Genomic DNA, 22586 nt, shown 5'->3' with positions numbered 1-22586 from the left:
TGGCGCGCGCGACCGGACTCGCCGGGATGCATGGTGGAAATCGATTGTGGGGCACGTGTGGCCGCCCCGCCGCTCAAAGAGGCGGGCGACACGTCCGCACGCACCCGGGCGCGAGGCGGCTTGCACCACCCCGCGCCGCAGAGACTACAGCGTGCTCTCGATGGCCGAGACCTCGTCGTCGGAGAGGAACGTCCCGGACTTGATCTGGTCGGCGTACTCGGCAATCTTGGACTGGACGTCGGCCGGCACCTTGTCGGAGAACTTGCCGAGCGAGATGCCCTTGTTGTCCATGTTGCCCGTGATGGCCTTGCCGCCGCCGAACGAGCCGCCCTCGATGTCGTCCATGGCCTGGCCGATCATCCAGTCGGTCACGGTCGAGGTGATGACGGTGGGCTGGTCGTCGCCCACGATGTCGATGGGCTGCGCGATGTCGAAGTGCGTGTCGGCACCGGCCGCCTCGAGGGCCTGGCGCGCGCCGTTGTCGACCGCGCTCGCGTCGCCCCACATGACGTCGACGTTGTTGGAGTTGACCCACTGCTCGGTGAGCTTGGTACCGAGCGAGGCGTCGGTGAAGCCGGCCTCGAAGTTGTACTGGCCCGTGACGCCCGGCGTGACCTTCTGGGCCGCGGCCAGGAAGGCGGCGTACTTCTTGGTGGTGGAGGGCAGCTTCATGCCGCCGATGAAGCCGATGGACTTGGTCTTGGTCATGAGGCCGGCCACCACGCCCGCGAGCGCGCCGGTCTGCTTGAAGTCGGGCAGCACCGTCATCACGTGGTCGAGCGAGGTGTAATCGGTGAGCTCCTGCTCGGGATCGGTGTTGGTGATGAGGAAGTTGACGTCGGGGTTGGAGTCGGCGGCGTCGGCCACGACCTCGGCCCATGTGGAGGCGAACTGGTTGCCGTTGCCCACGATGAGGTTCACGCCCATGTCGACGTAGGACTGCGCGGCGCTCGCGGCGTCGGCGTCGGCCGTGTTCTCCTTGGGCTCGAGCATCTCCCAGTTGGGGTGGCTCTCGACCGCGCGCTTGAGCGACTCGTAGTGGCCTTGGTCCCAGCCGCCGTCGGTGACGGTGCCGCTCATGATCATGGCCACCTTGTAGCTGCCGGAGCCGCCGGTCGAGGCCGAGCCGGTGGAGGCGGTGTCGGTGGAGCCGCCGCCACCGCCACAGCCAGCGAGCGCCAGCGTGGCGATGCTGCCGAGGCCCAGGGTGATGGCCCTGCGCCTCGAGACGGGAGTAGTGAGGATGCTCTGCTTCTTGCCCATGATGGATCCTTTCTCGTTAGATCCGGTCCGGAGCGCGCGGGATGCGCTTCCCGGGATGACATAAGGTGCGACCGGCCCGAGGGGTCGAGGGCGGCCATGGCTGCGCGACGCGCGCGGCGGCCCCGGGATGCCCGGCGAGGTAACCGGGACCCGGTCGCGCGGCCTCGGCAAGGTGCCGAGGCCCAGGGTGTCCGGCACGGAGCCGGAGCCCAGCACGCCCTAGCGCTGCTCGCGCAGGTACGGCTTGCCGCTCGCCTTGGGGCCGGCGTTCCTCGACCCGAAGAAGATGAGCGCGACGATGGTGAAGATGTAGGGGATCATCTTGAAGAACATGACGGGAGCGGCCTGGAACTGCGCCTGCAGCGCCACGCTGGTGCCGTCGAAGAAGCCAAAGAGCAGGCTCGCGCCCAGCACGCCAAAGGCGTTCCAGCGCCCGAAGATGAGCGTGGCGAGTGCGATGAAGCCGCGGCCGGCCACGATGCCGTCGGTGTAGATGGGCGTGTAGCAGATGGTGAGGAAGGCGCCGCCGGCCGCCGCGAGCGCGCCGCAGACCACGCAGGCCACGAACTTCACGCGCACGACGTCGATACCGAGGGTCTCGGCCGCGTGCGGGTTCTCGCCCACCGAGCGAAACGAGAGGCCGGCGCGGAAGCTCCGGAAGAACCACCACACGAGCGGCACCAGGATGAACGCGGCGTAGGCCACGGGCGTCTGGTTGAAGAGCGCCCCTCCCACGACGGGGATGTCGGCCAGCCCCGGGATGGCCACGCTCGCCATCTGCGAGCCGGTGGCGTTGGCGGGGTTGTTGCCCACGAACAGGTTGTAGCCAAAGAGCGCGATGGCGGGCGCCAAGATGTTCACGGCCATGCCGGTCACTATCTGGTCGGCCCTGAGCGTCACGGTGCAGACGGCGTAGACCATGTTGACGGCGATGCCGGCCACGATGGCGCCGAGAAGGCCCACCCAGAGGTTGCCACTCATCTTGGCCACGGCGAAGCCCACGAAGGCGCCCACGGCCATGATGCCCTCGAGGCCGATGTTCACGAGGCCGGCGCGCTCGGAGAAGAGCTCGCCGAGCGAGGCGAGCAGGATGGGCACGGCGCCCATCGCCATGGCCTTGAGGATGGTGGGCAGTGCGGTGATGAAGACGTCCATTAGGCGCTCACCTCGGCTTTCTTGCCCTCGCCCTTGCTGCCAAGGGACGCGATGTAGGCCTTGATCTTGGGAAGCTGCGTCCAGGCCATGCCGGCCACGGCGAAGATGATGATCATGCCGCGGATGATGTCGATGATGGCCGTGGGCACGCCGATGACGCTCTGCATCATCGTGCCGCCGGTCGAGAGGATACCGAACAGGATGGCCACCACAATCGAGGCCAGCGGGTTCAGCTGCGCGATGAGCGCGATGGCCACGCCGTCGAAGCCAAAGCCCGAGCCAAAGCCGTCGGCCAAGCGGAAGGGCGCGCGGCCCAGGAGCTCCACCGAGCCGCCGAGGCCCGCCACGGCGCCCGAGATCACGAACGACAGGAGCACGAGGCTGCGCACCGGGAAGCCGTTCACGCGGGCGGCCACCTGGTTCATGCCGGTGGCGCGGATCTTGAAGCCGAACGAGGTGCGGAACAGCACGTACCAGATGGCGACGCCCAGCACGATGGCGATGACGACGCCCAGGTGGATGCCGGCGACGTCGGGCAGGCGCGCGCCCGTGGGGATGGCGATGGTCTTGGGCAGGCCCTTGTCGGAGTAGAGGTTCTTGAACACGAACTCCATGAGGTAGAGGGCCACGTAGTTGAGCATGATCGTGGTGATCATCTCGTTGAGGCCGCGCGTGACCTTCATGATGCCCGGCAGCAGGCCCCACACGCCGCCCACCACGACGCCGGCCACGAGGCCGAGGGCGAGCGCCACGGGGCCGTTGAGCCCGAGGCCGAAGACCACGGTCGCAGTGGCGCAGGCGCCCATGATGAACTGGCCCTCGCCACCGAGGTTGAACACGCCGCACTTGTAGGCGAAGACCGCCGCGAGGCTCGTGAAGATGAGCGGGCAGGCGCGCTCGAGGGTCTTGCCGAGCTTGCCCATGTCGCCGAGCGAGCCCTGGAGCAGCGCCGCATAGCCCTGCAGCGGGTTCTTGCCGAGGCACGCGATGATGATGGCGCCCACCACGAGGGCGAGCAGCACGGACACGATGGGCGTGAGGAACATGAGGGCGCGCTCGCGCCGCTCCTCCGCGCCGAGGGATTGCTTGGTTGCAGCCACGGGTTACCTCCTATTTCCCCGCCATGGCAAGCGAGATCTCCTTGATGGGGGGATTCGCGCCCGGATACGTTCCCATGACCTGGCCCTCGAACAGCACCGCGATGCGGTCGGAGAGCTTGAGCACCTCGTCGAAGTCGGCCGAGATGAGCAGCACCGCGCACCCGGCGTCGCGCTGGGCCACGATCTGGTTGTGGATGAACTCCGTGGCCCCGATGTCGAGGCCGCGCGTGGGGTACACCGCCACGAGCAGGGACGGCTTGCCCTCGAGCTCGCGCGCGAGGATGACCTTCTGCTGGTTGCCGCCCGAGAGCGAGCGCGCCGTCTGGCTCACCGACGTGCAGCGGATGTCGTTCTCCTGGCGCTTGCGCTCGGCGAACTCGGCGATGGCGCCCATCTTGAGCCAGGCGCCGTGACCCGCGGAGAAGCGATCGGAGTCGGTCTGCTTGAGCACGAGGTTCTCGGCCACGGTCATGTCGCCCACGAGGCCCATCTTGTTGCGGTCCTCCGGGATGTTGCCCAGGCCCGAGCGGATGAACGACTCCGGCGAGAAGACGGCGATCTTGGAGCCGTCCGGACCCGAGACCTCGCCCGACTCCGGCGACACGAGGCCGGTCACGAGCGCGGCCAGAGGCGACTGGCCGTTGCCGTCGATGCCCGCCACACCCAGGATCTCGCCGCGGTGGATGGTGAGCGACACATCGTTGAGGCCGCCGTGCTTGACGCCCGGGTGGTAGGACACGTGCGAGAGCGTGAGCTCGGGCGCATTGGCGCCGGAGACCTTCTCGTAGGTGCTCTCGGTGAACTTCTGGCCGATCATGAGGTCGGCGAGCTCCTGCTCGGTGGTGTTGGCCACGTCGACCGTCTCGACGGCCTCGCCGCGGCGCAGCACCGTGACGCGGTCGGAGATTTGCATGACCTCGCGCATCTTGTGAGAGATGAAGATGATCGACTTACCCTCGTCGGTGAGCGAGTGCATGATGTCGAAGAGGCCCTGGACCTCGAGGTCGGTGAGCACGGCGGTGGGCTCGTCGAGGATGAGCAGGTTGGCGCCGCGGAACAGCACCTTCATGATCTCGACGCGCTGCTGCATGCCGATGGACATGTCGGCCACCTTGGCGTCGAGGTCGATCTCGAGGCCGAAGCGGTCCATGAGCTCCTCGATGGCCTTGCGGTCGTCGGCGAGCTGCAGCATGAGCGACTTGTGGCGCTTGTCGCCCAGGACGATGTTCTCGAGGCCGGTCATGTCCTCGATGAGCATGAAGTGCTGGTGCACCATGCCGATGCCCAGGGCCACCGCCTCGGCCGGCGAGGAGATCCTGACCTCCTTGCCATTCATGAAGATCTTGCCCGCGTCTGGCTGGTAGAGGCCCACGAGCACGTTCATGAGGGTCGACTTGCCGGCGCCGTTCTCGCCGAGCAGGGTGTGGACCTCGCCCTCCTCGATGGTCAGCGAGACGTCACGGTTCGCGTAGAACGAGCCGAAGCGCTTGCTGACGCCCTCCATCCTGAGCATCTCGGCCACGTGGGCCTCCTCTCCTCGCGGGCTTGGCCCGCCTCCCCATCGAACCCGGGCTGTCGCGCGTGCCGGCCGTGCGGCCTGGGTGCCCGGGCCTTCCTCCGAGCAGCGACACGCGGGGCAGGAGTATGCACGCCCCCGCGAGTTCCCGCAAAACCGACCCCGTCGAGCTCTCCATAATTGTCACATGACAATTATTTCGATTCCCTTAAACGTTGTTTGCATCTCGGGGGCACCAGCCGGGCCATTGGTTCGTTTTGCATTGCGAGCGGTATGTCGAGAAGGCTATATCATTGTAGTTTTGGGTGTGTATCGCTGCAGGTAGACGGCCTGTTCGGTCATCTGATATCCAAGCGTCTTGATGTGAGTTCGCAGCGCGACCGGCGCGGCGGGGACGCCTGGCGGGAGCACGGTGGGCCGTCGAAGAGTCGCTGCGACGCGCCATTGCCGACCAAGTCGAACACATAAACGCAAGCTCCCGACCGACTCGGACGAAATCAGGGTCAATTTACGTCCGAGTTGGTCGGGAGCTGCAGAGAACGTCTACTGGAGGCGCCAGCGAAGGTCAGCGGATGTCCTCACCGGCCGCGCCTCCGTCGCCCGTAACCTGCGCCTCGACGCTGTCGAGGTCGGCGGCCGCCACCTCAAGCTCGGCGGCGCTCGCCTCGGCGTCCGCCACGAGGGCGCGAGCGTCCCCGGCCTTGGCGTCGAGCTCGCGACGAATCGGCGTGTCGGCCTCCGCCCCCTCCGGCGGGAGCACGTTGTTCAGGATGATAGCCATGATCGCGCACGGCGTGATGGCGCTCGTGCCAAAGATGGTGTTGATCCAGTCGGGCATGCCGGGGCCCGTGAGCGAGCCTGACACCTGCGCGATGCCGAGGCCAAAGGCCACCGACACGCCAAAGACCGTGCAGGCCCGCGGCGTGAGGCCGTCGCGCACGAGGATGCGGATGCCGTTCAGCGTGATGGTGCCAAACACGCTGATGGTGGCCCCTCCGATGACCGGCTGCGGAATCATCGTGAGCACTGCGGAGAGCTTGGGCACGAGGCCCGCGGCCGCAAACACCACGGCGGCCCCGGCGAACACCCAGCGGTTGATGACGCGCGTGGACACGATGATGCCCACGTTCTGGCCAAAGGCCGAGGTGGGAAGCCCGCCCAGCACGGACGACACCATGCTCACGAGGCCCTGCGCCTTGAGCGCGCCTCCGATCTCGCGCTCGGTGGGCATGCGGTCCATGCTGCCCATCGTGGCCGCCGAGAGGTCGCCGATGAGCTGCACGTTCACCATGACGTAGACAACCGCGAGCGTGAGGCACGCCGCCGGGTTGAAGACGACCTGGAACGGGAGCAGCCGCGGCAGGGCGACCCAGCCGGCACCCGCCACGCCGGAGGGGTCGACCATCCCAAACGGGATGGCCGCGAGCACGCCCACGAGCATGCCGAAGAAGATGCCGCCCAGCCTCACGATGCCCTTGCCAAAGTTGGAGAACGCGAACACCACGGCAAACGTGATGAGGCCCACCACCCAGTTGGCCACGCCGCCAAACCCGGGCGTGCCCTGGCCGCCGGCGATGTACTTGATGGCCGTCGGGTAGAGCGAGACGCCGATGGTGAAGATCACCGTGCCCGTGACGAGCGACGGGAAGAGCCACTTGACCTTGGGTTAGAAGGCGCCGAAGAGGATTGCCACCGCACCGCCCACGAGCTCCGCGCCCAGAAGCGTGGGAAAGCCGAACTCGATGCCCACGGCCTGGAACGCCGGGAGGAACGCGAACGAGACGCCCGTGAGGATGGGCAAGCCGCTGCCGATGCGCCCGAACAGCGGAAACTGCTGCAGCAGCGTGTCGATGGCCGACAGGATGAGCGCCACCTGGATGATGGCCGTCTCCTGCTCCTTGGTGAAGTTGCAGAGGCCCGAGATGATGATGGCCGGCGCGATGACGCCCGCGAACGACGACAGCACGTGCTGCAGGGTGACGGGGATGAGGTCGTGAGCAGAGGGCACGCCGTCGCGCCTGAACAGCGCCGGCCTCTCCTCGGCTGCCTCGTTCGTGTCTGACATGGCAAACGCTCCTCTCCCCCGCGCTTCCCCGTGAACGGGTGGTCTCGGACTCACATTCTTGCCCACGTGCGAGAGGCCGAGGGCCACCGTCCGCCGAATGGAAACGGTACAGAAAACTAATCAACGGTACAGAAAACTATTCTTTTGCACTAACAAATTGCTAGAACTGCGGGTTTGGGAGCCTGGGAGCCCTTGAGGAGCGGTCACAGCGAATCGGTGAACGGTCGTGCACCGGCACACTGGGGCGCGCAAAATGACGCGTGACATGAAAAAAGGCAGAGCAACCCGGACTCATACACAGGCACCACGAATCCACGCGTTTGCTTCTCGCAAACACGTAAAACCGTGTTGGCTGCGGGGCCCGTCGCGACAGGCACCACGGATCTACGCGTTTGCTTCCCGCAAACACGTAAAACCGTGGTGCCTGCATGCGCGCGCATAGTTGCTGGACACGCGAGACAAGACGGCGCCCCGGGCAGCCACCTACGACCACCCGGGGCGCCGCGACACCAAGAAAGACGAGCCCACGCCCTACGCCAGGCTCACCTCGTGGCCAGACACGTACTTGCGCGCAAGCCTGCCGCCCTCCTCCGCCAGGTACACGTAGCGCTCCACGCGCTCCCAGACGCCGAGGTCACGCGGGGTGCGGATGCCTAAGTCGTCCAGCACGAGCGCGTCGAACACGTAGCCCTCGGCAAGCGAGCCCACCTTCCCGAAGAACGAGCCGCCGCCCGCGGTTGCGAGCCACAGTGCCTCCTGCGTGGTGAGCGGCGCGAGCCCCTGGTCCACGAGGCGCCAGCGCAGCTTGGAGACGGCCACGGCGTCGGCCATGCAGCGAAACATCGAGAGGTCCGCCCCGCCTGCGACGTCGGTGCCCAGGCCCACGTTCATGCCCAGGTCAAGGTAACGGCGAATCGGTGCGATGCCGCTCGCGAGCTGCGCGTTGCTCTGCGGGCAGTGCGCCACGTAGGTGCCCGTGCGCGCGAGCAGCCCCACCTCCTCCTCGCCCGAGTAGACGCAGTGAGCCATCACGGCCTTGGAGCCGCCCGGCTCGCCCAGAAGGCCAAAGTGGTCGTAGGCGTCGCCGTAGCAGCTGCTCCACGGGCAGAGCCCCGCCACCCAGTCGCACTCGGAGAGGTTCTCGGAGAGGTGACTCTGCACGGGCAGGCCAAACTCCTCGCGGATCTTGCCCAGCTCGGCCATGAGCTCGTCGGTGCAGCTGGGGGTGAAGCGCGGCGTGAGGATGGGCATCGTGCGTTCATAGCGCCCGTCCACACCGGCCAGCCAGCGGCGCGTCGCCTCGGCCGAGCCCACCGTGGTCTCCACGAGCGTGTCGGGGCTGTTGCGGTCCATGTTGACCTTGCCCACGTACGTGACGAGCCCCGTGTCCTCGAGCTTGTCCATGAGCAGCTCGGTGGCGCCGACGTGCAGGGTGCCAAAGACGACGGCGCGCGTCGTGGGGCTCCTACGCAGGTCGTCGGCAAAGATGTCGTAGGCGCGCCCCGCGTAGTCGAGGTCGGCGTAGTGCGACTCCTCCGGGAAGGTGTGCGTGTTCAGCCACTCGAGCAGCTCCAAGTCCATGCCGAGGCCGCGGAAGGCGTACTGCGGCGCGTGCACGTGGATGTCGCTCATGCCGGGGATGACGAGCTGGTCGACGCAGTCGACGACGGGCAGGCCCGAGAAGCGCTCGGGCAGCTCCTCGAACACGCCGGCGCTCGTGCCGTCGACGCAGACCGCGTAGCCGCCCGCGACCGTGCGGACCTCAGTGGGCGAGGTGTTGTAGCAGACGTTTCCCTTGAGGACGAACGAGCTCTTCTCCATGGTCGGACTCCAATCCGAGTGTCGTGAGAGGTGTGGCGTGCCAGGGTCGCACAGCGAGGCGGCGCGGCACCCGCAGGCCGTCGGCGCACACCGCGCCGTGGCCGCTAGATAAGCAGGTACTTGAGCACGAACACGGCCGCCAGCACGTACATCATCGCGCTGATCTTCTTGCGCTTGTCACCGCCGGCCAGCAGGTTAATGCAAACGTAGGAAATGATGCCGAGCGAGATGCCCTCGACGATGCTGTAGCACAACGGCATTCCGATGAAGCACAAAACGCCGGCACGCCCTCGGTGAAGTCGCCGGAGTCGACGTTGAGCACCGAGCTCGCCATGAGGAAGCCCACGATCACGAGGGCCGGCGCCGTCGCGAAAGACGGGATGGCAAGGAAAATCGGCGAGAGGAACATCGACGGCAGGAACAGCACGGCCGTGGTGACGCCCATGAGGCCCGTGTGCCCGCCCTCGGCGATGCCGGCCGCGCACTCCACCGAGCAGCAGGTGGCGGAGTTGCCGAGCACGCCCGCGAGCATCGTGGCGAGCGACTCGCTCATGAGCGCGCCGCGGGCAACACGGCCGGCCCCACCCCGCTACCTCTCGGCCGGGGCCTCCTGGGCCAGGGCCTGCTCGGCCAAGGCCGCGTGCTCGTCGACGGCGCGCTCGACGGCGTCGACGATCTTCTGGTAGCCGGTGCAGCGGCACAGGTGCCCCGAGATGAGCTTGCGGATCTCCTCGCGCGTGTAGCGCTTGCCCGAGCCCACGATCTCGGTGGCACTCATGATGATGCCCGGCGTGCAGAAGCCGCACTGGATTGCCGCCTCGTCAACGAACGCCTGTTGGACGGGGGTAAGCGCACCCGAGGAGGACTGCAGGCCCTCGCACGTCACGATGGTCGCGCCCTCGGCCCAAATGGTGAGGTAGAGGCACGAGTCGATGGCGATGTCGTCGAGCAGCACCGTGCAGGCGCCGCACTCCCCCACCTCGCAGCCGCGCTTGACGCTCGTGAGCCCCAGGCGGTCGCGCAGGGTGTCGAGCAGCATCTCGCGCTCGTCGACGCCCACCTCGGTCTCTCGCCCGTTCACGGTGAACCTCACGAATCGCATCATGCCGACGCGCCCCCCCCTCTCGGACGGGCTGCCCGTGGCGGCAGCCCCGTCGCCCGAGGCGCCACCCACGCCCACGGCCCTCTCCGCCGTCTGCCGCACGAGCCGGCGGCTCAGCTCGGCGATGAGCTGCAGGCGGAACTCCTTGCTCGCGCGCCAGCTCGTGCGCGGGTTCATCTCGGCGCAGGCCAGCTCGCCCACGCGCGCCACGGCCTCGTCGACCGTGAGGCCGCGAAGCGCCGCCTCGGTCTCGAGCGCGCGCTTGGGGTACGGGCCCGCCACGCCAAAGGCCAGCCGCACGTCGTCGATGTGCTCGCCGTCCGGCGCCATCCTGACGAGGCAGCACACGCCCATCGTGGCGATCTCGAGCGCCTCGCGCTTGCCGTACTTGTAGTACGTGCCGGCAAACCCCTCGTAGCCGGCCCTGGGGATGCGGATCCGCACGAGCACCTCGTCGTGCGCGCGGCTCGTGCGCCCCGGTCCCGTGTACCACTCCGAGACGGGGATCTCGCGGTCGCCCTCGGGCCCGCGCACGCACATCACGGCGTCGTAGGCCACGAAGCTCGAGGCGGTGTCGGCACTCGTGATTCCGTTGCAGACGTTGCCGCCCACCGTGCCCACGGCCCTCAGCTGCGGGCCGCCCGGCGTGTCGGCCGCCTGGCAGAGCGCCGGCAGCCAGCGCGCCACGACCTCGCTCTCGTGCACCTCGCGGAAGGTCGAGGCCGCCCCGATGTCGATGGTGCCGCCCTCGTCCATGCGGATGCCCTTGAGCTCGGGCAGCTCGTGCACCGAGACGAGCCGGCACCCGGCGTGATTGCCCTCGCGGATCTGCACGAGCACGTCGGTGCCCGCCGAGATGACGATGGCCCCCGGGTCGGCCGCAAGCGCCGCCACCGCGTCGTCCACCGAGGTGGAGAGGTGGATTGACTCGAAGTCGTACATGCTAGATCAGCCCCTCCCGCGCAAAGCCCTCCACGAGGCGCTGCTGCGTCATCGGAATCTGGTAGAAGGCCACGCCCGTGGCGTCGAGGATGGCGTTGCGGATGGCCGGCGTAGGCGGCATGAGCGGCGGCTCGCCGAGCGCCTTGTTACCGTAGGGGCCGCTCGGGTCGTCGGTCTCCACGAAGATGCAGCGAAGCTCGGGCACGTCCATGGCCGTGGGGATCTTGTAGTCGAGGAGGTTGGCGTTGCGCAGGCGCCCCGTCTTGGGGTCGACGAGCTGCTCCTCGTAGAGTGCGGCACCGATGCCCTGGGCCATGCCGCCCTCCACCTGGCCGGCCGCCGTGGCGGGGTTGAGGATGCGCCCGGAGTCGTGCACGTTCAGGATCTCGGTCACCTTGACCTTGCCGAGCGGCATGTCCACCTCGACCTTCGCATAGCACGCGCCGAAGGCGAAGGTGTTGTCGCGCACCTGGGCCGTCTCCTCGGCGTGGATGTGCACGGAGTGACGGAAGCTGTAGAACGCCTCCTGCGCGAGGTCCCCGAGCTCCAGCACGAGGTTGCCGTCGGCGTCGACCACCTGTCCCTCGCGGATGTCGAGCATGGCGGGGTCGGTGTCGACGGAGCGCGCCTCCACGAGCTCGCGTGCGTAGTCGAGGAGGTTCCTGCGGAAGGTCTCGGCCGTCTTTCTCACGGCATGGCCCGTCACGTAGCTCTGGCGCGAGGCGTAGGCGCCCGTGTCGAAGGGCGTCACGTCGGTGTCCTGCTCGCCCACGATGTGCACCCAGCTCGTGGGCACGCCGATGGTCTCGGCCGCCATCTGCGAGAACACGGTGTCGGCGCCCTGGCCGATCTCGGTGGCGCCCACCTGCAGCTGGCAGGTGCCGTCCTGGTTGAGCACGATGCGCGCCGTGGACGTCTCGAGCGAGATGGGGTAGACGCCCGTCTTGTAGACGAAGCAGCTCATGCCGATGCCGTGGCGGATGGGGCCCGTCTCGTGCGCGTAGCGGGCGCGGTACTCGTCCCAGCCGCTTGCCTCGCGGCCCGCCTTGATGACGTCGGGATAGCCGTCAGCGTGGTTGGTGATGCCGTTGAACGGGTCCGAGTAGCCGGCGGGCATGAGGTTCCTGAGGCGGAAGTCCACCGGGTCCCAGCCCTCGCGCCGAGCGATGTCGTCCATGGCGCACTCGATGGTGAACTGGCCCTGCGGCATGCCGTAGGCGCGCATGGCGCCGGGCGAGGGGATGTTGGTGTAGACCGTGGTGGCCTCGGTGTGGCAGCCCACCTTGTCCTTGTACGCCCAGCGAAACGCGTTGATGGCGTTGGCCGCGAGGGCGTGGCCGTGGCTCGCGTAGCCGCCCTGGTTGGAGATGCAGTCGCAGTGGCGCGCGATGATGCGCATGTCGTCGTCGTAGTCGATCTGGGCCGTGAGGCTCATGGGATGGCGCGAGCGCGTGTTCTGGAAGACCTCCTCGCGCGGCAGCTCTATCTCGACCACACGGCCGCCCAGCCGCGTGGTGAGCCAGGCGCAGAGCGGCTCGTAGAGGACCTCCTGCTTGTTGCCGAAGCCGCCGCCAATGCAGGGCTTGATGACGCGGATGTTGCCCCAGCCGATGCCGAGGGCCTGGCCGCAGACGCGCCGCACGATGTGGGGGATCTGCGTGGACGAGACCACCGTGATGCGCCTGCCCTCCATGTAGGCGAAGCACACGTTGGTCTCGATGTGGCACTGGCTCACCTGCTGCGTCTCGGTGTGGATCTCGTAGCGGTGGTAGCGCGGGTCGTCGATGGCGGCCTCCACCGAGTCGTAGCCCGTACCGTCGAGCGGCGTCACCATGTCGGAGTGCGCGAGCACGTTGGTGGGGCGCACCTCCGGGTGCAGCGGTATGGCGTCGGGCGCCATCGCCTCCTGCACGGTGGTCATGGCCGGCAGCTCCTCGTACTCCACGTGGGCGAGGACGTCGCGCACGGCCCGGTCGGCCGCCACGTTGTCGCGCGCCACCACCACGGCGATGTCGTCGCCGTAGATGCGCACGCGGCCGTCGAGCAGGCGACGGTCGGCGACGTCTTGGTGCGCCGGCTCCACGCTCCAGGGGTGGCCCGGTGTGGGGAAGCGGTGCTCGGGCACGTCCTTGAACGTGAACACGGCCTCGACGCCGGGAATCGCCTCCGCGCTGGTCGTGTCGATGGCGCGCACCCAGCCGTTGGCGATCTGGGCGTGCACGAGCTTTGCGACCAGACACGGCTTGGGGCACAGGTCGTCGGTGTACTTGGCGGTTCCCCGCGCCTTGTCGAGCGCATCGACGCGGACGAGCGGACGGCCCACCTCGCGCATGGGCGCCACCGTCCTCCACATCTCTTCCATAGCGCCGCTCCTCTCCCGCTCCCTTGGAAGCGGTCTCCTCCGCCCCTCGGTGACGCGGACGCGCCGACCCTCGAGGCCCCCTCGCCAGCTGTGACGAGCCCACCCATGAGCATGATGTCGACGTCTCCCCGGACGCCGGGACCCGTTGCGGGGCGCGCGGACGCGCGGCCATCCTCTGCAAGCGACGTACGCGAGCGCCGCCCGTCTGGCGACGGGCCGTGCAGTCACCGCTGACGCAGCGAGCGCGCTAAGGTTGGTTGCGGGCGTGCGGGACCCGGCGGTCTTCTGCCTGGGCGGCGGCGCGGCGATGTGCGGCGCGTTCCGGCAGAGCCTTGAGGGCCCGCGGTCGAGGCGGACGGGACCCGGCGGCCGTACCTTCAGGGTCCCCAAACGGTGACTGACTCTCTGCAGACCAGTATTCCGGCTTGCGATTCCCAGTCTGCTCCGATTGCGGCAAACGGTAGTCACACGCACGTGAACGGACGGCAACGGGCGTGTTTCCGTTATAGTTTACAGACAATATCGCCGCAGCGTAGAGGGCGTGTTTCGTTGTTCCGGGATGATGCGCGCCCCGGGCGCGGGGCGCCCGCCGGCTCCATGTCGCGCCCATTGCCCCCTCCCTCCGGCGAACGTGCGCAAAACCGAGAAAAAAGGGCCGCAACTCGGCAAAAAACTCGGTTATGCGCACGCTCGATTGGACAAGTCGGTTATGCGCACGTTCGGCGGCAGCACGCGCAACCCGCAGCCCGCTCGCCATCCGCCGAGCCGACCAAACCGCCAAAGCCGCCGTTCACCCCGTGTTTTCCATAAGTTCACCCAACAAAGTGTCAGGCTGACTTAAAGTTAGGTGCATCCAAATTGGGCATGAGCGAACGCGCATAGCCACAGGCACGCACGGCGATCCAGTGCATCCGCCCACCAGCGCGCAGGCTCGCGCCCAATCCCCAACGGGAGGCCCCGGCCTCGCGACGGCCCTCGCCCGCAACAGCCCGGCCCCAACCGAAAGACGGTCACTATGGACGCAACCCAGATCGACTTCTACACGCGACTCGCCCATGGCATCGCCACGCAGTTTGGCACCAACTGCGAGACCGTCGTGCATGACCTCGAGAGCAACGACCCCGAGCGCTCCATCGTGGCCATCGAGAACGGACACGTGACCGGACGTTCTGTTGGCGGCGGCCCCAGCCACGTGGTGCTCGAGGCCATCCACGCCGGCCGCCTCCACAAGCTGGCCGACCGCCTCGCCTACCTCACCAAGACGGCCGACGGGCGCATCCTCAAGTCCACGACCATCTTCATCCGCGACGCCTCGAGCAAGTGCGTGGGCATCTTCGGCATCAACTACGACATCACCGTGCTCACGGCCGCCGAGGGGGCGATTGCCGAGCTCACGGGTACCGCCTCGGGCACCCAGCCCGGCGACGTCGCGCCCGAGCCTATCGTGCGCAACGTCGCCGACCTGCTCGACGACCTCATCGAGCAGAGCGTGGCGCTCGTGGGCAAGCCGGCGGCGCTCATGAGCAAGGAGGACCGCGTGCGCGCCATCCGCTACCTGAGCGACACGGGCGCCTTCCTCATCACCAAGAGCGGTCCCAAGGTGTGCAAGTACTTCGGTATCTCCAAGTACACGCTCTACAGCTACCTCGACGAGGCGAAGGGTGCGGAGGAGGAGTAGGCAGCAGAGCAGGGCGAGGCAAAAGGCCCCGGGCGCGTCGTCAAGAATGGCTCCCGCCCCGCAAGTGGCCGGATGAGGCAGCAGCTGGCGGCCAGCAGGCGCAGAACCAGGGAACAGGTGGCCAAACGGGGCCGTAAGCAAGCGCGGCGCCGGGGAACAGACGGTCAAACGGGGCCGAAACCAGCCCCTCACAGAGGGCGCAGAGACGAAACTATCGAGTTTGCTGCAGTTCAACCCGCGCCGCCCGAGTAGCCGAAGAACGGCCAATCGATTTACCTCGGTTTTTCCAAGGGGAGACAGGCCGTCTACTCGGGCGAATCAAATTGAAGTGCAGCAAACTCGATAGTTTTGCTCCCGCGCAACCATAGTTATGCTCCCGCGCAGCCCAAAAGGCGCCCGAACCGAGCAAGCAGGCCCAGGGCAGCCCGTCAACCCCAACAAAATGGCGGTCCCTCCCCGGACCGAAGCAAAGGGTCCGAGACGGGGCCGCCAAGCTCGACTCGGTCTGCCTACGCCGGGTCCTGCGCGGAGAGAATGCGCTCGACGTCGTCGTCGGTGAGCTGATAGTCGAGGTAGGTGGCGTAGAAGTCGCTCACCTTACCCTTGATGTCAAGGTCGCCGAAGAGCTCGGGGTGAAGCGTCGCCGCAGCCCACTGCACCTGCAGCAGCTCCTCAACGCCGTAGCGATCCCAGCCGAAGACGCCCTTCGGGTTCACGTAGACCTTCTGGTTCTTCACGGCGTTGATGTCGGCCCACGCCGGGTCGGCGAGGATCTTCTCGGCCTCGCCGGCCTTACCCGTGATGATGACGTCCGGGTTCCACGAGATGACCTGCTCCATCGAGAACGTGGCCTGCGCGTTGCCCGTCGTGGACTCGGTGTTGGCGTTCTTGCCGCCAGCCACGTCGATCCAGTCGTCGATGATCGTGCCGGCACCGTCAAGGTTGAGCGTGTAGACCGAGTTGCCGTGCAGCACGCTCGGGCGCTGGTCGTCAGAGAGGTTCTCAGTCTGGGCCTTCACGTCCGAGAGGACCTTGTCGAGCTCGTCGTTGTACTTCTTGGCGATGTCGGGCGCGCCGCCGCCAAAGACCTCGGCCGTGAGCTCGACGGACTTCTTCATCTCGTCAAACGTCTTGAACATGCAGTTCACGAGCGGGATGTTGACGCTCGCGAGCTTCTCGCGCAGGCTGTCGGTGGAGTCGAAGACCACCTGGGGTCCCAGCGCCACGAGGTCCTCATAGTTGAAGTCCTTGCCGAACATGGTCTGGGCCTGGTTCATGTTGGGCGCAACCTTGTACATCCAGGCGTAGCTCTTGGGGTCGCAGTGGGTGGCCACCATACCCTGGGCCTTGTTGAACATGATCGAGACCTCGTTGTGCGCGTACCAGCCGTCGGCGTAGGCGGTGATGTCGGTGGGGACCTCGACCTGTGTGCCGCCCATGTCGGTCACCGTGTGCGTGCCGGCCGTGGTCGCCGCGGCCGTGGTGGCGCTGGCCTGGGTGCCCTGCTGGCCGCAGCCGGCAAGGCCCATCGCCGCGAGGCCACCGGCCAGGCCAGCGCCCTTCAGGAAGTCGCGCCTGCTCAGCGTGCTCATCTGCTTGGTCTTCCTCATGAGAAACCCCTTTCCGTGAGGGCGCCCCTCCGGCGCCCGGATTACCGATATGCAAAGCCGCCGCTCGGGCATGGCGAGGGCCGCGAGGCCGTGGACAGGTCTTACGAGACTGCGGGCGAGGGCCGTCGGGCACGGCGCGGGGACTTGTGCCCGGTGCCGCTGCGCGCGAGGCCCGAGAACCGCGGGCTACCCGCTGCCCGAAGGCCGCTCACACCTTGGGCACGCAGGCGCGCACGAAGGTGCCGTCGCCCATGTCCACGCGCCCGATGCGCACGCCCACGCCGTAGGCCTCGGCGAGCGCGTCGGCCCGCACCACCTCGTCGACCGGCCCGTCCTCCAGTCGACCCCCGGGACGCAGCAGCACCGCCCGCAAGCAGCACAGAAACGCGTGGTCGGGGTTGTGCGACGTCATCACGACGCCGCGCCCCTCCGCCACGAGCCTTCGAATGCACGCGAGCACCCGTGCCTGGTTGCCAAAGTCGAGCGAGGCCGTGGGCTCGTCCATGAGCACGAGGCGCGCGTCCTGCACGAGTGCGCGGGCGATGAGGGCCATCTGGCGCTCGCCGCCAGACACCTCCGAGAAGGGCCGCTCGGCCAGCCGCTCGATGCCAAGCTCGGCCAGTGCCGCCTGTGCGCGCTCGTACTCGGCGCGGCCGGGCGCCCCAAGCGCGCCCACGCGCGCGGCCGAGCCCGCAAGCGCCACGTCGAGCACGGTGAGGTCGGTGTCGGCCTCGCTCGCCTGGGGCACGTAGGCCACCTCGCGAGCGAAATCGCGCGCGGACACCGAGCTCGCGGGCCGTCCCGCCACGAGCACCTGGCCCGCAAGCGGGCGCAGCCGGCCGAGCAGCGTACGGAAGAGCGTCGTCTTGCCCACGCCGTTGGGCCCCAGGATGCAGCACGCCTCGCCGGCGGGAAATGCCAGCGTCACGTCCTCGAGCACGCGGCGGCGGCCATAGCCGCAGTCGACGTGGTCGAGTGAGAGGACGGGAACGGGTTGGGAGCCGCTCGGCTCGCCCGCAGGTGCCGGCGCGTGACCCTCCTGCGCCCGCACGGCCTCTGCAGCAACATGCACCACGGCCTCCACAGCGCCCTGCGCCGCGGCCGGCACGACACCCCGCACCTTGGCCTCCGCCGCGCCTTGCGTCACCTCACTCATGCGACTCCCCCCCCCCCGCGTGCGCGCCAGCACGGCCACGAAGAACGGCGCGCCGATGATCGAGGTGAGGATGCCCAGCGGAATCTCGCTTGCCATGAGCGAGCGGCAGGCGGTGTCCACCACCAACAGAAACGCCGCACCCACCACGAGCGACAGCGGCACGGAGACGCGGTTGTCGGCCCCGCCGAGGAAGCGCGCCACGTGCGGTACCACGAGACCCACCCAGCCCACGACGCCCGCCATCGCCACGACGCAGGCCGTGAGCAGCGTCGCGCAGAACACGAGCACGCCGCGAAGGAGCCGCACGTTCACGCCGAGGGAGGCCGCCGCGTCCTCGCCGAACGCCAGCGTGTTGAGCCGCCAGCGCACAAGCAGAATCGGCGCCGCGCCCACCAGCACCGGTACGCTCATGGCCGCAAGGTCGCCCCACGTGACCTTGGCGATGCTGCCCATGAGCCAGTACGTGATCTCGGGCAGCTTGGAGTCGGGGTCGGCCGTGTACTTGACCACTGAGACGAACGACTGGAAGAGCGTCCCCACCACGAGGCCACACAGCACGAGCATGAGCATGGAGGCATGCCCGCGCGAGAGACCGCGGGCAAGCGCCATCGTGACGGCCACGGCCACGAAGCCCATCGCAAAGGCCGAGAGCTGCACGAGCTGCGTGCCAAGGCCCAGAAGCAGCGCGAGCGCCGCCCCAAAGCTGGCGCCGGCGCTGGCGCCCAGGATGTCGGGCGAGACCATCGGGTTCCGAAAGAGCCCCTGGTAGGCGGCACCGGCAACGGAGAGCGCCGCGCCTGCGAGCATCGCGGCCACCACGCGCGGCAGGCGCACGGACATCACGATCGTGTGCTGGGCGTCGGCGAAGGCCGCAGGTGCACCGAAGAGGTCGTGCGCGAGGATGCCGGCCACCACGTCGGGCGAGATGGACGAGCGTCCAAGCCCGAGCGCAAGCACGAACACCACAGCCAGCACGACGAGCGCCACGACGAGGACGAGGGCCCGCGAGCGGGCGCGGGTCTCGTAGGGGCGGCCGGCGGGCGCCGACGGACGGCCAGGCTCAGGCGCCGCCGGACGTCCGGAGCCGGGAGCTGCCTGGCGATCGGACCTGGAGGCAGCCACCCCCCGACCCGTCACGCTTTCAACATCCAACCCCATGAGCCCACGCCTCGCCGTCGTTATATCCATAAATACACAACGCTCGGGACCAAAACGCCCAAGACGGCGCACCCGGCCTACCAAGCCGCACACGTTATAGCAAGTCCGCGCGCCCGTATCAACGCTCCCCCACCCTCCTTCCGGATGATTCGTCACATCGCGCGCAGCCCGTCGAATCATTGTGCGCAATGTGACGAATCATCCGGAAGAAAATGTGACAGTGGCCGCGTTACAGAGCCGTAACACCGCCCGACGCGCACGCGCGGGCTCGGGCAGCTATCCTAGTGACGTCTGCACAACTGCGAAGACACGCCGGCCCCGCCGGCAGCAAGGGAGACGCTCCATGGGTCGTGTGTACAACTTCTCGGCAGGCCCCGCGGCCATGCCGGAGTCCGTTCTCAAGGAGGCCGCGAGCGAGCTGCTCGACTACCACGGCCTTGGCATGAGCGTCCTCGAGATGAGTCACCGCTCCGCCTCCTACCAGCAGATATTTGACGATACCGAGGCAACGCTCAGACGCGTCCTCGGCATCCCGGACGCCTATCGAGTGCTCTTCCTCCAAGGCGGCGCCACGCTCGAGTTCGCCGGCATCCCCATGAACCTCATGCGCACGGGCCACGCTGGCTACCTGGTCACGGGCAACTTCGCGCGCAAGGCCTACAAGGAGGCGCAGAAGTACGGCGAGGCCGAGAAGCTCGCCTCCAGCGAGGACACCGACTTCGACCGTATCCCCGACCTCGCCCCGGTTGCCCGGCGCGTCGCCGCGGGCGACCTCGACTACGTCTACATCTGCCAGAACAACACCATCTTCGGCACGATGTTCCACGAGCTGCCCGAGTGCGGCGACACCCCGCTCGTGGCCGACGTTTCGAGCTGCTTCCTCTCCGAGCCGCTCGACGTCAGCCGCTACGGCCTCATCTACGCGGGCGCCCAGAAGAACGCGGGGCCTGCTGGCGTCACCGTCGTCATCGTGCGCGATGACCTCATCGCCGACGGCCCGGCACTGCCCATCTGCCCCTCCTACCTCGACTATCGTCTCGAGGCCGAGAAGGGCTCGATGCTCAACACGCCCAACACCTTCGGCATCTACCTCTGCGGCAAGGTCTTCCACTGGATCGAGCAGACCGGCGGCCTGGCCGCCATGCGCGAGCACAACCTCGAGAAGTCGGGGCTGCTCTACGACTACCTCGACCAGAGCGAGCTGTTCCACGGGCACGCCCAGCCGGCCAGCCGCTCGATCTCCAACGTCACCTTCCGCACGGGCGACAAGGACCTCGACGCCGAGTTCGTCGCCGGCGCGGCCGAGCGCGGCCTCATGGGCGTCAAGGGCCACCGCCTCGTCGGGGGCATGCGCGCCAGCGTCTACAACGCCGTCCCCCTCGAGGGCGTCAAGGCCCTCCTCCACTACATGGAGAAGTTCGAAGCCGCACACACTGCCAGATAGGAAAGCAGCCAAGCATCTGAATGACATTCGGGGGCCAGTGCTCGGGCTCGCCACGAGCTCCGCAGGCGAGCAAAGCGAGCTGAGGACTGTCCGAGTCCCGAGCGGAGGCCCGGGGCTTCGGCGAGAAAGGACCATCATGCGCCACATCAAGACCATCGATGACATCACCAAGGACGGTAAGGTCGAGTTCGGCGAGGGCTACGACTTCGTCAGCGAGACAGACGGGGCCGATGCCATTCTCATGCGGTCCACCGACCTCCACGGCTACGAGCTGCCCTCCTCCATCCGCGCCATCGCCCGCTGCGGCGCCGGCGTCAACAACATCCCCATCGACGAGTACGCCAAGAAGGGCGTCGTGGTCTTCAACTCCCCCGGCGCCAACGCCAACGCCGTCAAGGAGCTCGTGCTCGCGATGCTCATCCTCTCGAGCCGCGGCGTGGTCCAGTCGATGCAGTGGGTGCGCGCCCACGCTGAGGACCCCAACATCCAGGTCGACGCCGAGAAGGCAAAGAAGGCCTTCGTGGGCCGCGAGCTCAAGGGCAAGCGAATCGGGGTCGTGGGTCTCGGCAACGTGGGCTCCAAGGTGGCCAACGCAGCCGTCGACCTCGGCATGGACGTCTACGGCTACGACCCGTTCATCTCCGTCGAGCACGCCTGGGCGCTCTCGCAGAGCGTGCAGCGCGTGGGCACGCTCGAGGACCTCTGCCGCGGCTGCGACTACCTCACCGTGCACGTGCCCAGCAAGGCCGACACCATCGGCATGATTGACGAGGAGATGCTGGGGCTGCTCAAGCCCGGCGCCGTCCTCGTCAACTACGCGCGCGAGACGATCGTGGACGAGGACGCCGTCGACGCAGCGCTGCGCGGCGGGCGGCTCTCGTGGTTCTCGACCGACTTCGCCACGCCCGGCACGGTCAGGATGCCCAACACGTTCATCACCACGCACTCGGGCGCCGGCACCGGCGAGGCCGAGGCCAACTGCGCCGACATGGCGATCTCCGAGCTCAAGGACTACCTGGAGAACGGCAACATCGCCAACTCGGTGAACTACCCGTCCTGCTCGATGGGCAAGGCGCGCGCCGCGAGCCGCATCGCGTGCCTGCACGCCAACGTGCCCAACATGATCGGCCAGATCACGGCGATCCTCGCCAAGGACAACGCCAACGTGCAGCGCATGGTCAACGAGAGTGCCGGCGAGAACGCCTACACCATGTTCGACACCGACGAGCACCTCGAGCAGGGCACGATCGACGCGCTCAAGCAGATTCCGGCCATCTACCGCGTGAGCGTCATCAAGTAGGCCTGCATGCGCATCGCCCCCATCTCCTGCATACGGCCTCGGCGCGACCATGCCGCCGAGGCCCTGGGCCAGCTGCCCGCCACAGACGGGCAGCTGGACGCGCTCGTCAAGGACGGGCCCTTAGAGCTCGACGTCTCCCGCTCGCTCTACCTCTGCGAGCTTGCGGAGAGTGAGCGCTCGCAGACGATGCTCGTGTGCGGCTGCGAGCTGGCCGGGCTTGGCGGCGCGGCCGCCGACCCCGAGCGAGTTGCCGCCCACGCCGAGCGGCTGTCGGTACTGGGTGCCCAGGACGAACCCGTAGTGGTCTCGTATGCTGGAAACATCGCGCTCGACATCATCCTCGGGGCCGCAAAATCAGCGACGCCGCTCTATGCGCTCGAGAACGGAAGCCGGCGCCTTGTCGTCTGGCGCGTGAGCCGCCCCGAGGCCGTCGAGGCCCTCACTGCCACCTTCGCCACAATGGACGGTATCGTCGTCGCAGGTCAGGAGCTTGCAGGAGCACTTGTGGTGCGTCCGGGCGCAGACGCGCCCCTCGCACTCGCCGCGCTCGTGCCCGCCGATCAGCTGGCAGGCACCCCACTCTCCCTCCCCCGAGGTCTGTTCATTCGCAAGCTTGGGTAATCGCGCGACCTCCGTGCGACGCGTCGAGTAATCGCGCGACCTCCGTGCGACGCGGTCCAAACCAGCGCAAGGCTCCCGACCTGCGCAAGGTCTCGATACGGCTCGTAACCCTGCCCCTCGGCCCACATGGAGTCAAATCTTACGCAGCCTTGGCGGCAGAGTTTTTCTGGCCAGCTCGCCAACCGCCTGCAACCCCTCTGGCTCTCAGGCCGGACGACACGTGCAGTTTCACCGGATTTGAGTGCCCACGTGCTCGTCTCGAGAATGGGCGTGCGGCTTTGACGGATTTGTAT

The 22586-nt window shown here is 67.7% G+C and carries 14 protein-coding genes and 2 pseudogenes; 4 read left to right on the top strand and 12 right to left on the bottom strand.

Annotated elements, in window-relative coordinates:
• Window positions 1–144: 144 nt before the first annotated feature.
• The 10 genes and pseudogenes from EFAMC1_RS00425 to xdhA all read right to left on the bottom strand — a co-directional run bounded on the left by EFAMC1_RS00425 (window position 145) and on the right by xdhA (window position 13326).
• On the bottom strand, window positions 145–1263 hold the full coding sequence (locus tag EFAMC1_RS00425) for a BMP family protein (RefSeq protein ID WP_154052371.1): 1119 nt from the start codon (window positions 1261–1263) through the stop codon (window positions 145–147).
• A 219-nt stretch (window positions 1264–1482) separates the two neighbouring features.
• Window positions 1483–2418 (bottom strand): ABC transporter permease, encoded by a 936-nt coding sequence (locus EFAMC1_RS00420; protein ID WP_154052370.1) that lies wholly within the window; start codon window positions 2416–2418, stop codon window positions 1483–1485.
• Window positions 2418–3518: an ABC transporter permease gene (locus EFAMC1_RS00415; RefSeq protein ID WP_261981690.1), complete on the bottom strand. Its 1101-nt coding sequence runs from the start codon at window positions 3516–3518 to the stop codon at window positions 2418–2420. Before EFAMC1_RS00415 ends, EFAMC1_RS00420 begins: the two co-directional genes overlap by 1 nt.
• Window positions 3519–3528: 10 nt before the next feature.
• Complete coding sequence (locus tag EFAMC1_RS00410) at window positions 3529–5031, bottom strand: ABC transporter ATP-binding protein (protein ID WP_261981691.1); 1503 nt, start codon at window positions 5029–5031, stop codon at window positions 3529–3531.
• A 568-nt stretch (window positions 5032–5599) separates the two neighbouring features.
• Window positions 5600–7099 (bottom strand): annotated as a pseudogene (locus EFAMC1_RS00405) (uracil-xanthine permease family protein).
• A 531-nt stretch (window positions 7100–7630) separates the two neighbouring features.
• Window positions 7631–8920 (bottom strand): amidohydrolase family protein, encoded by a 1290-nt coding sequence (locus EFAMC1_RS00400; RefSeq protein ID WP_154052368.1) that lies wholly within the window; start codon window positions 8918–8920, stop codon window positions 7631–7633.
• A gap of 104 nt (window positions 8921–9024) precedes the next feature.
• On the bottom strand, window positions 9025–9174 hold the full coding sequence (locus EFAMC1_RS11055) for a hypothetical protein (protein WP_261981692.1): 150 nt from the start codon (window positions 9172–9174) through the stop codon (window positions 9025–9027).
• Between the two features lie 89 nt (window positions 9175–9263).
• Window positions 9264–9452 (bottom strand): annotated as a pseudogene (locus EFAMC1_RS11050) (NCS2 family permease); the annotation flags it as partial.
• A 57-nt stretch (window positions 9453–9509) separates the two neighbouring features.
• Window positions 9510–10964, bottom strand: a complete 1455-nt coding sequence (gene xdhB, locus EFAMC1_RS11045) for a xanthine dehydrogenase subunit XdhB (protein WP_261981689.1) — start codon at window positions 10962–10964, stop codon at window positions 9510–9512.
• 1 nt (window position 10965) lies between these two features.
• Entirely contained in the window at window positions 10966–13326 is a 2361-nt protein-coding gene (xdhA, locus tag EFAMC1_RS00380) for a xanthine dehydrogenase subunit XdhA (RefSeq protein WP_261981688.1), read from the bottom strand.
• 1015 nt (window positions 13327–14341) lie between these two features.
• Here xdhA and EFAMC1_RS00375 point away from each other — a divergent pair.
• Entirely contained in the window at window positions 14342–15004 is a 663-nt protein-coding gene (locus EFAMC1_RS00375) for a transcriptional regulator (protein ID WP_154052367.1), read from the top strand.
• Between the two features lie 509 nt (window positions 15005–15513).
• Here EFAMC1_RS00375 and EFAMC1_RS00370 read toward each other — a convergent pair.
• Together EFAMC1_RS00370 and EFAMC1_RS00365 are read right to left on the bottom strand one after the other, a co-directional pair.
• Window positions 15514–16614 (bottom strand): ABC transporter substrate-binding protein, encoded by a 1101-nt coding sequence (locus EFAMC1_RS00370; protein WP_154052366.1) that lies wholly within the window; start codon window positions 16612–16614, stop codon window positions 15514–15516.
• Between the two features lie 208 nt (window positions 16615–16822).
• Complete coding sequence (locus tag EFAMC1_RS00365) at window positions 16823–18892, bottom strand: iron chelate uptake ABC transporter family permease subunit (protein ID WP_261981687.1); 2070 nt, start codon at window positions 18890–18892, stop codon at window positions 16823–16825.
• Between the two features lie 379 nt (window positions 18893–19271).
• Here EFAMC1_RS00365 and serC point away from each other — a divergent pair, with 379 nt between their 5' ends.
• From serC to EFAMC1_RS00350, 3 genes are all read left to right on the top strand, one after another.
• Window positions 19272–20372, top strand: a complete 1101-nt coding sequence (serC, locus tag EFAMC1_RS00360; RefSeq protein WP_154052365.1) for a 3-phosphoserine/phosphohydroxythreonine transaminase — start codon at window positions 19272–19274, stop codon at window positions 20370–20372.
• 136 nt (window positions 20373–20508) lie between these two features.
• Window positions 20509–21672 carry a phosphoglycerate dehydrogenase gene (locus EFAMC1_RS00355; protein WP_154052364.1) on the top strand — a complete coding sequence of 388 codons (1164 nt, stop codon included), beginning with the start codon at window positions 20509–20511 and terminating at the stop codon, window positions 21670–21672.
• A gap of 6 nt (window positions 21673–21678) precedes the next feature.
• A complete protein-coding gene (locus EFAMC1_RS00350) occupies window positions 21679–22293 on the top strand; it encodes a DUF1015 family protein (RefSeq protein ID WP_154052363.1) in 615 nt (204 codons plus the stop codon).
• The last annotated feature ends 293 nt before the right edge of the window (window positions 22294–22586 follow it).

The sequence above is a fragment of the Olsenella uli genome, assembly GCF_901212675.1.
Lineage (GTDB): Bacteria > Actinomycetota > Coriobacteriia > Coriobacteriales > Atopobiaceae > Parolsenella > Parolsenella uli_B.
Note: the sequence above shows the minus strand (reverse complement) of the source record. Positions and strands in the feature narration are given on the sequence as shown.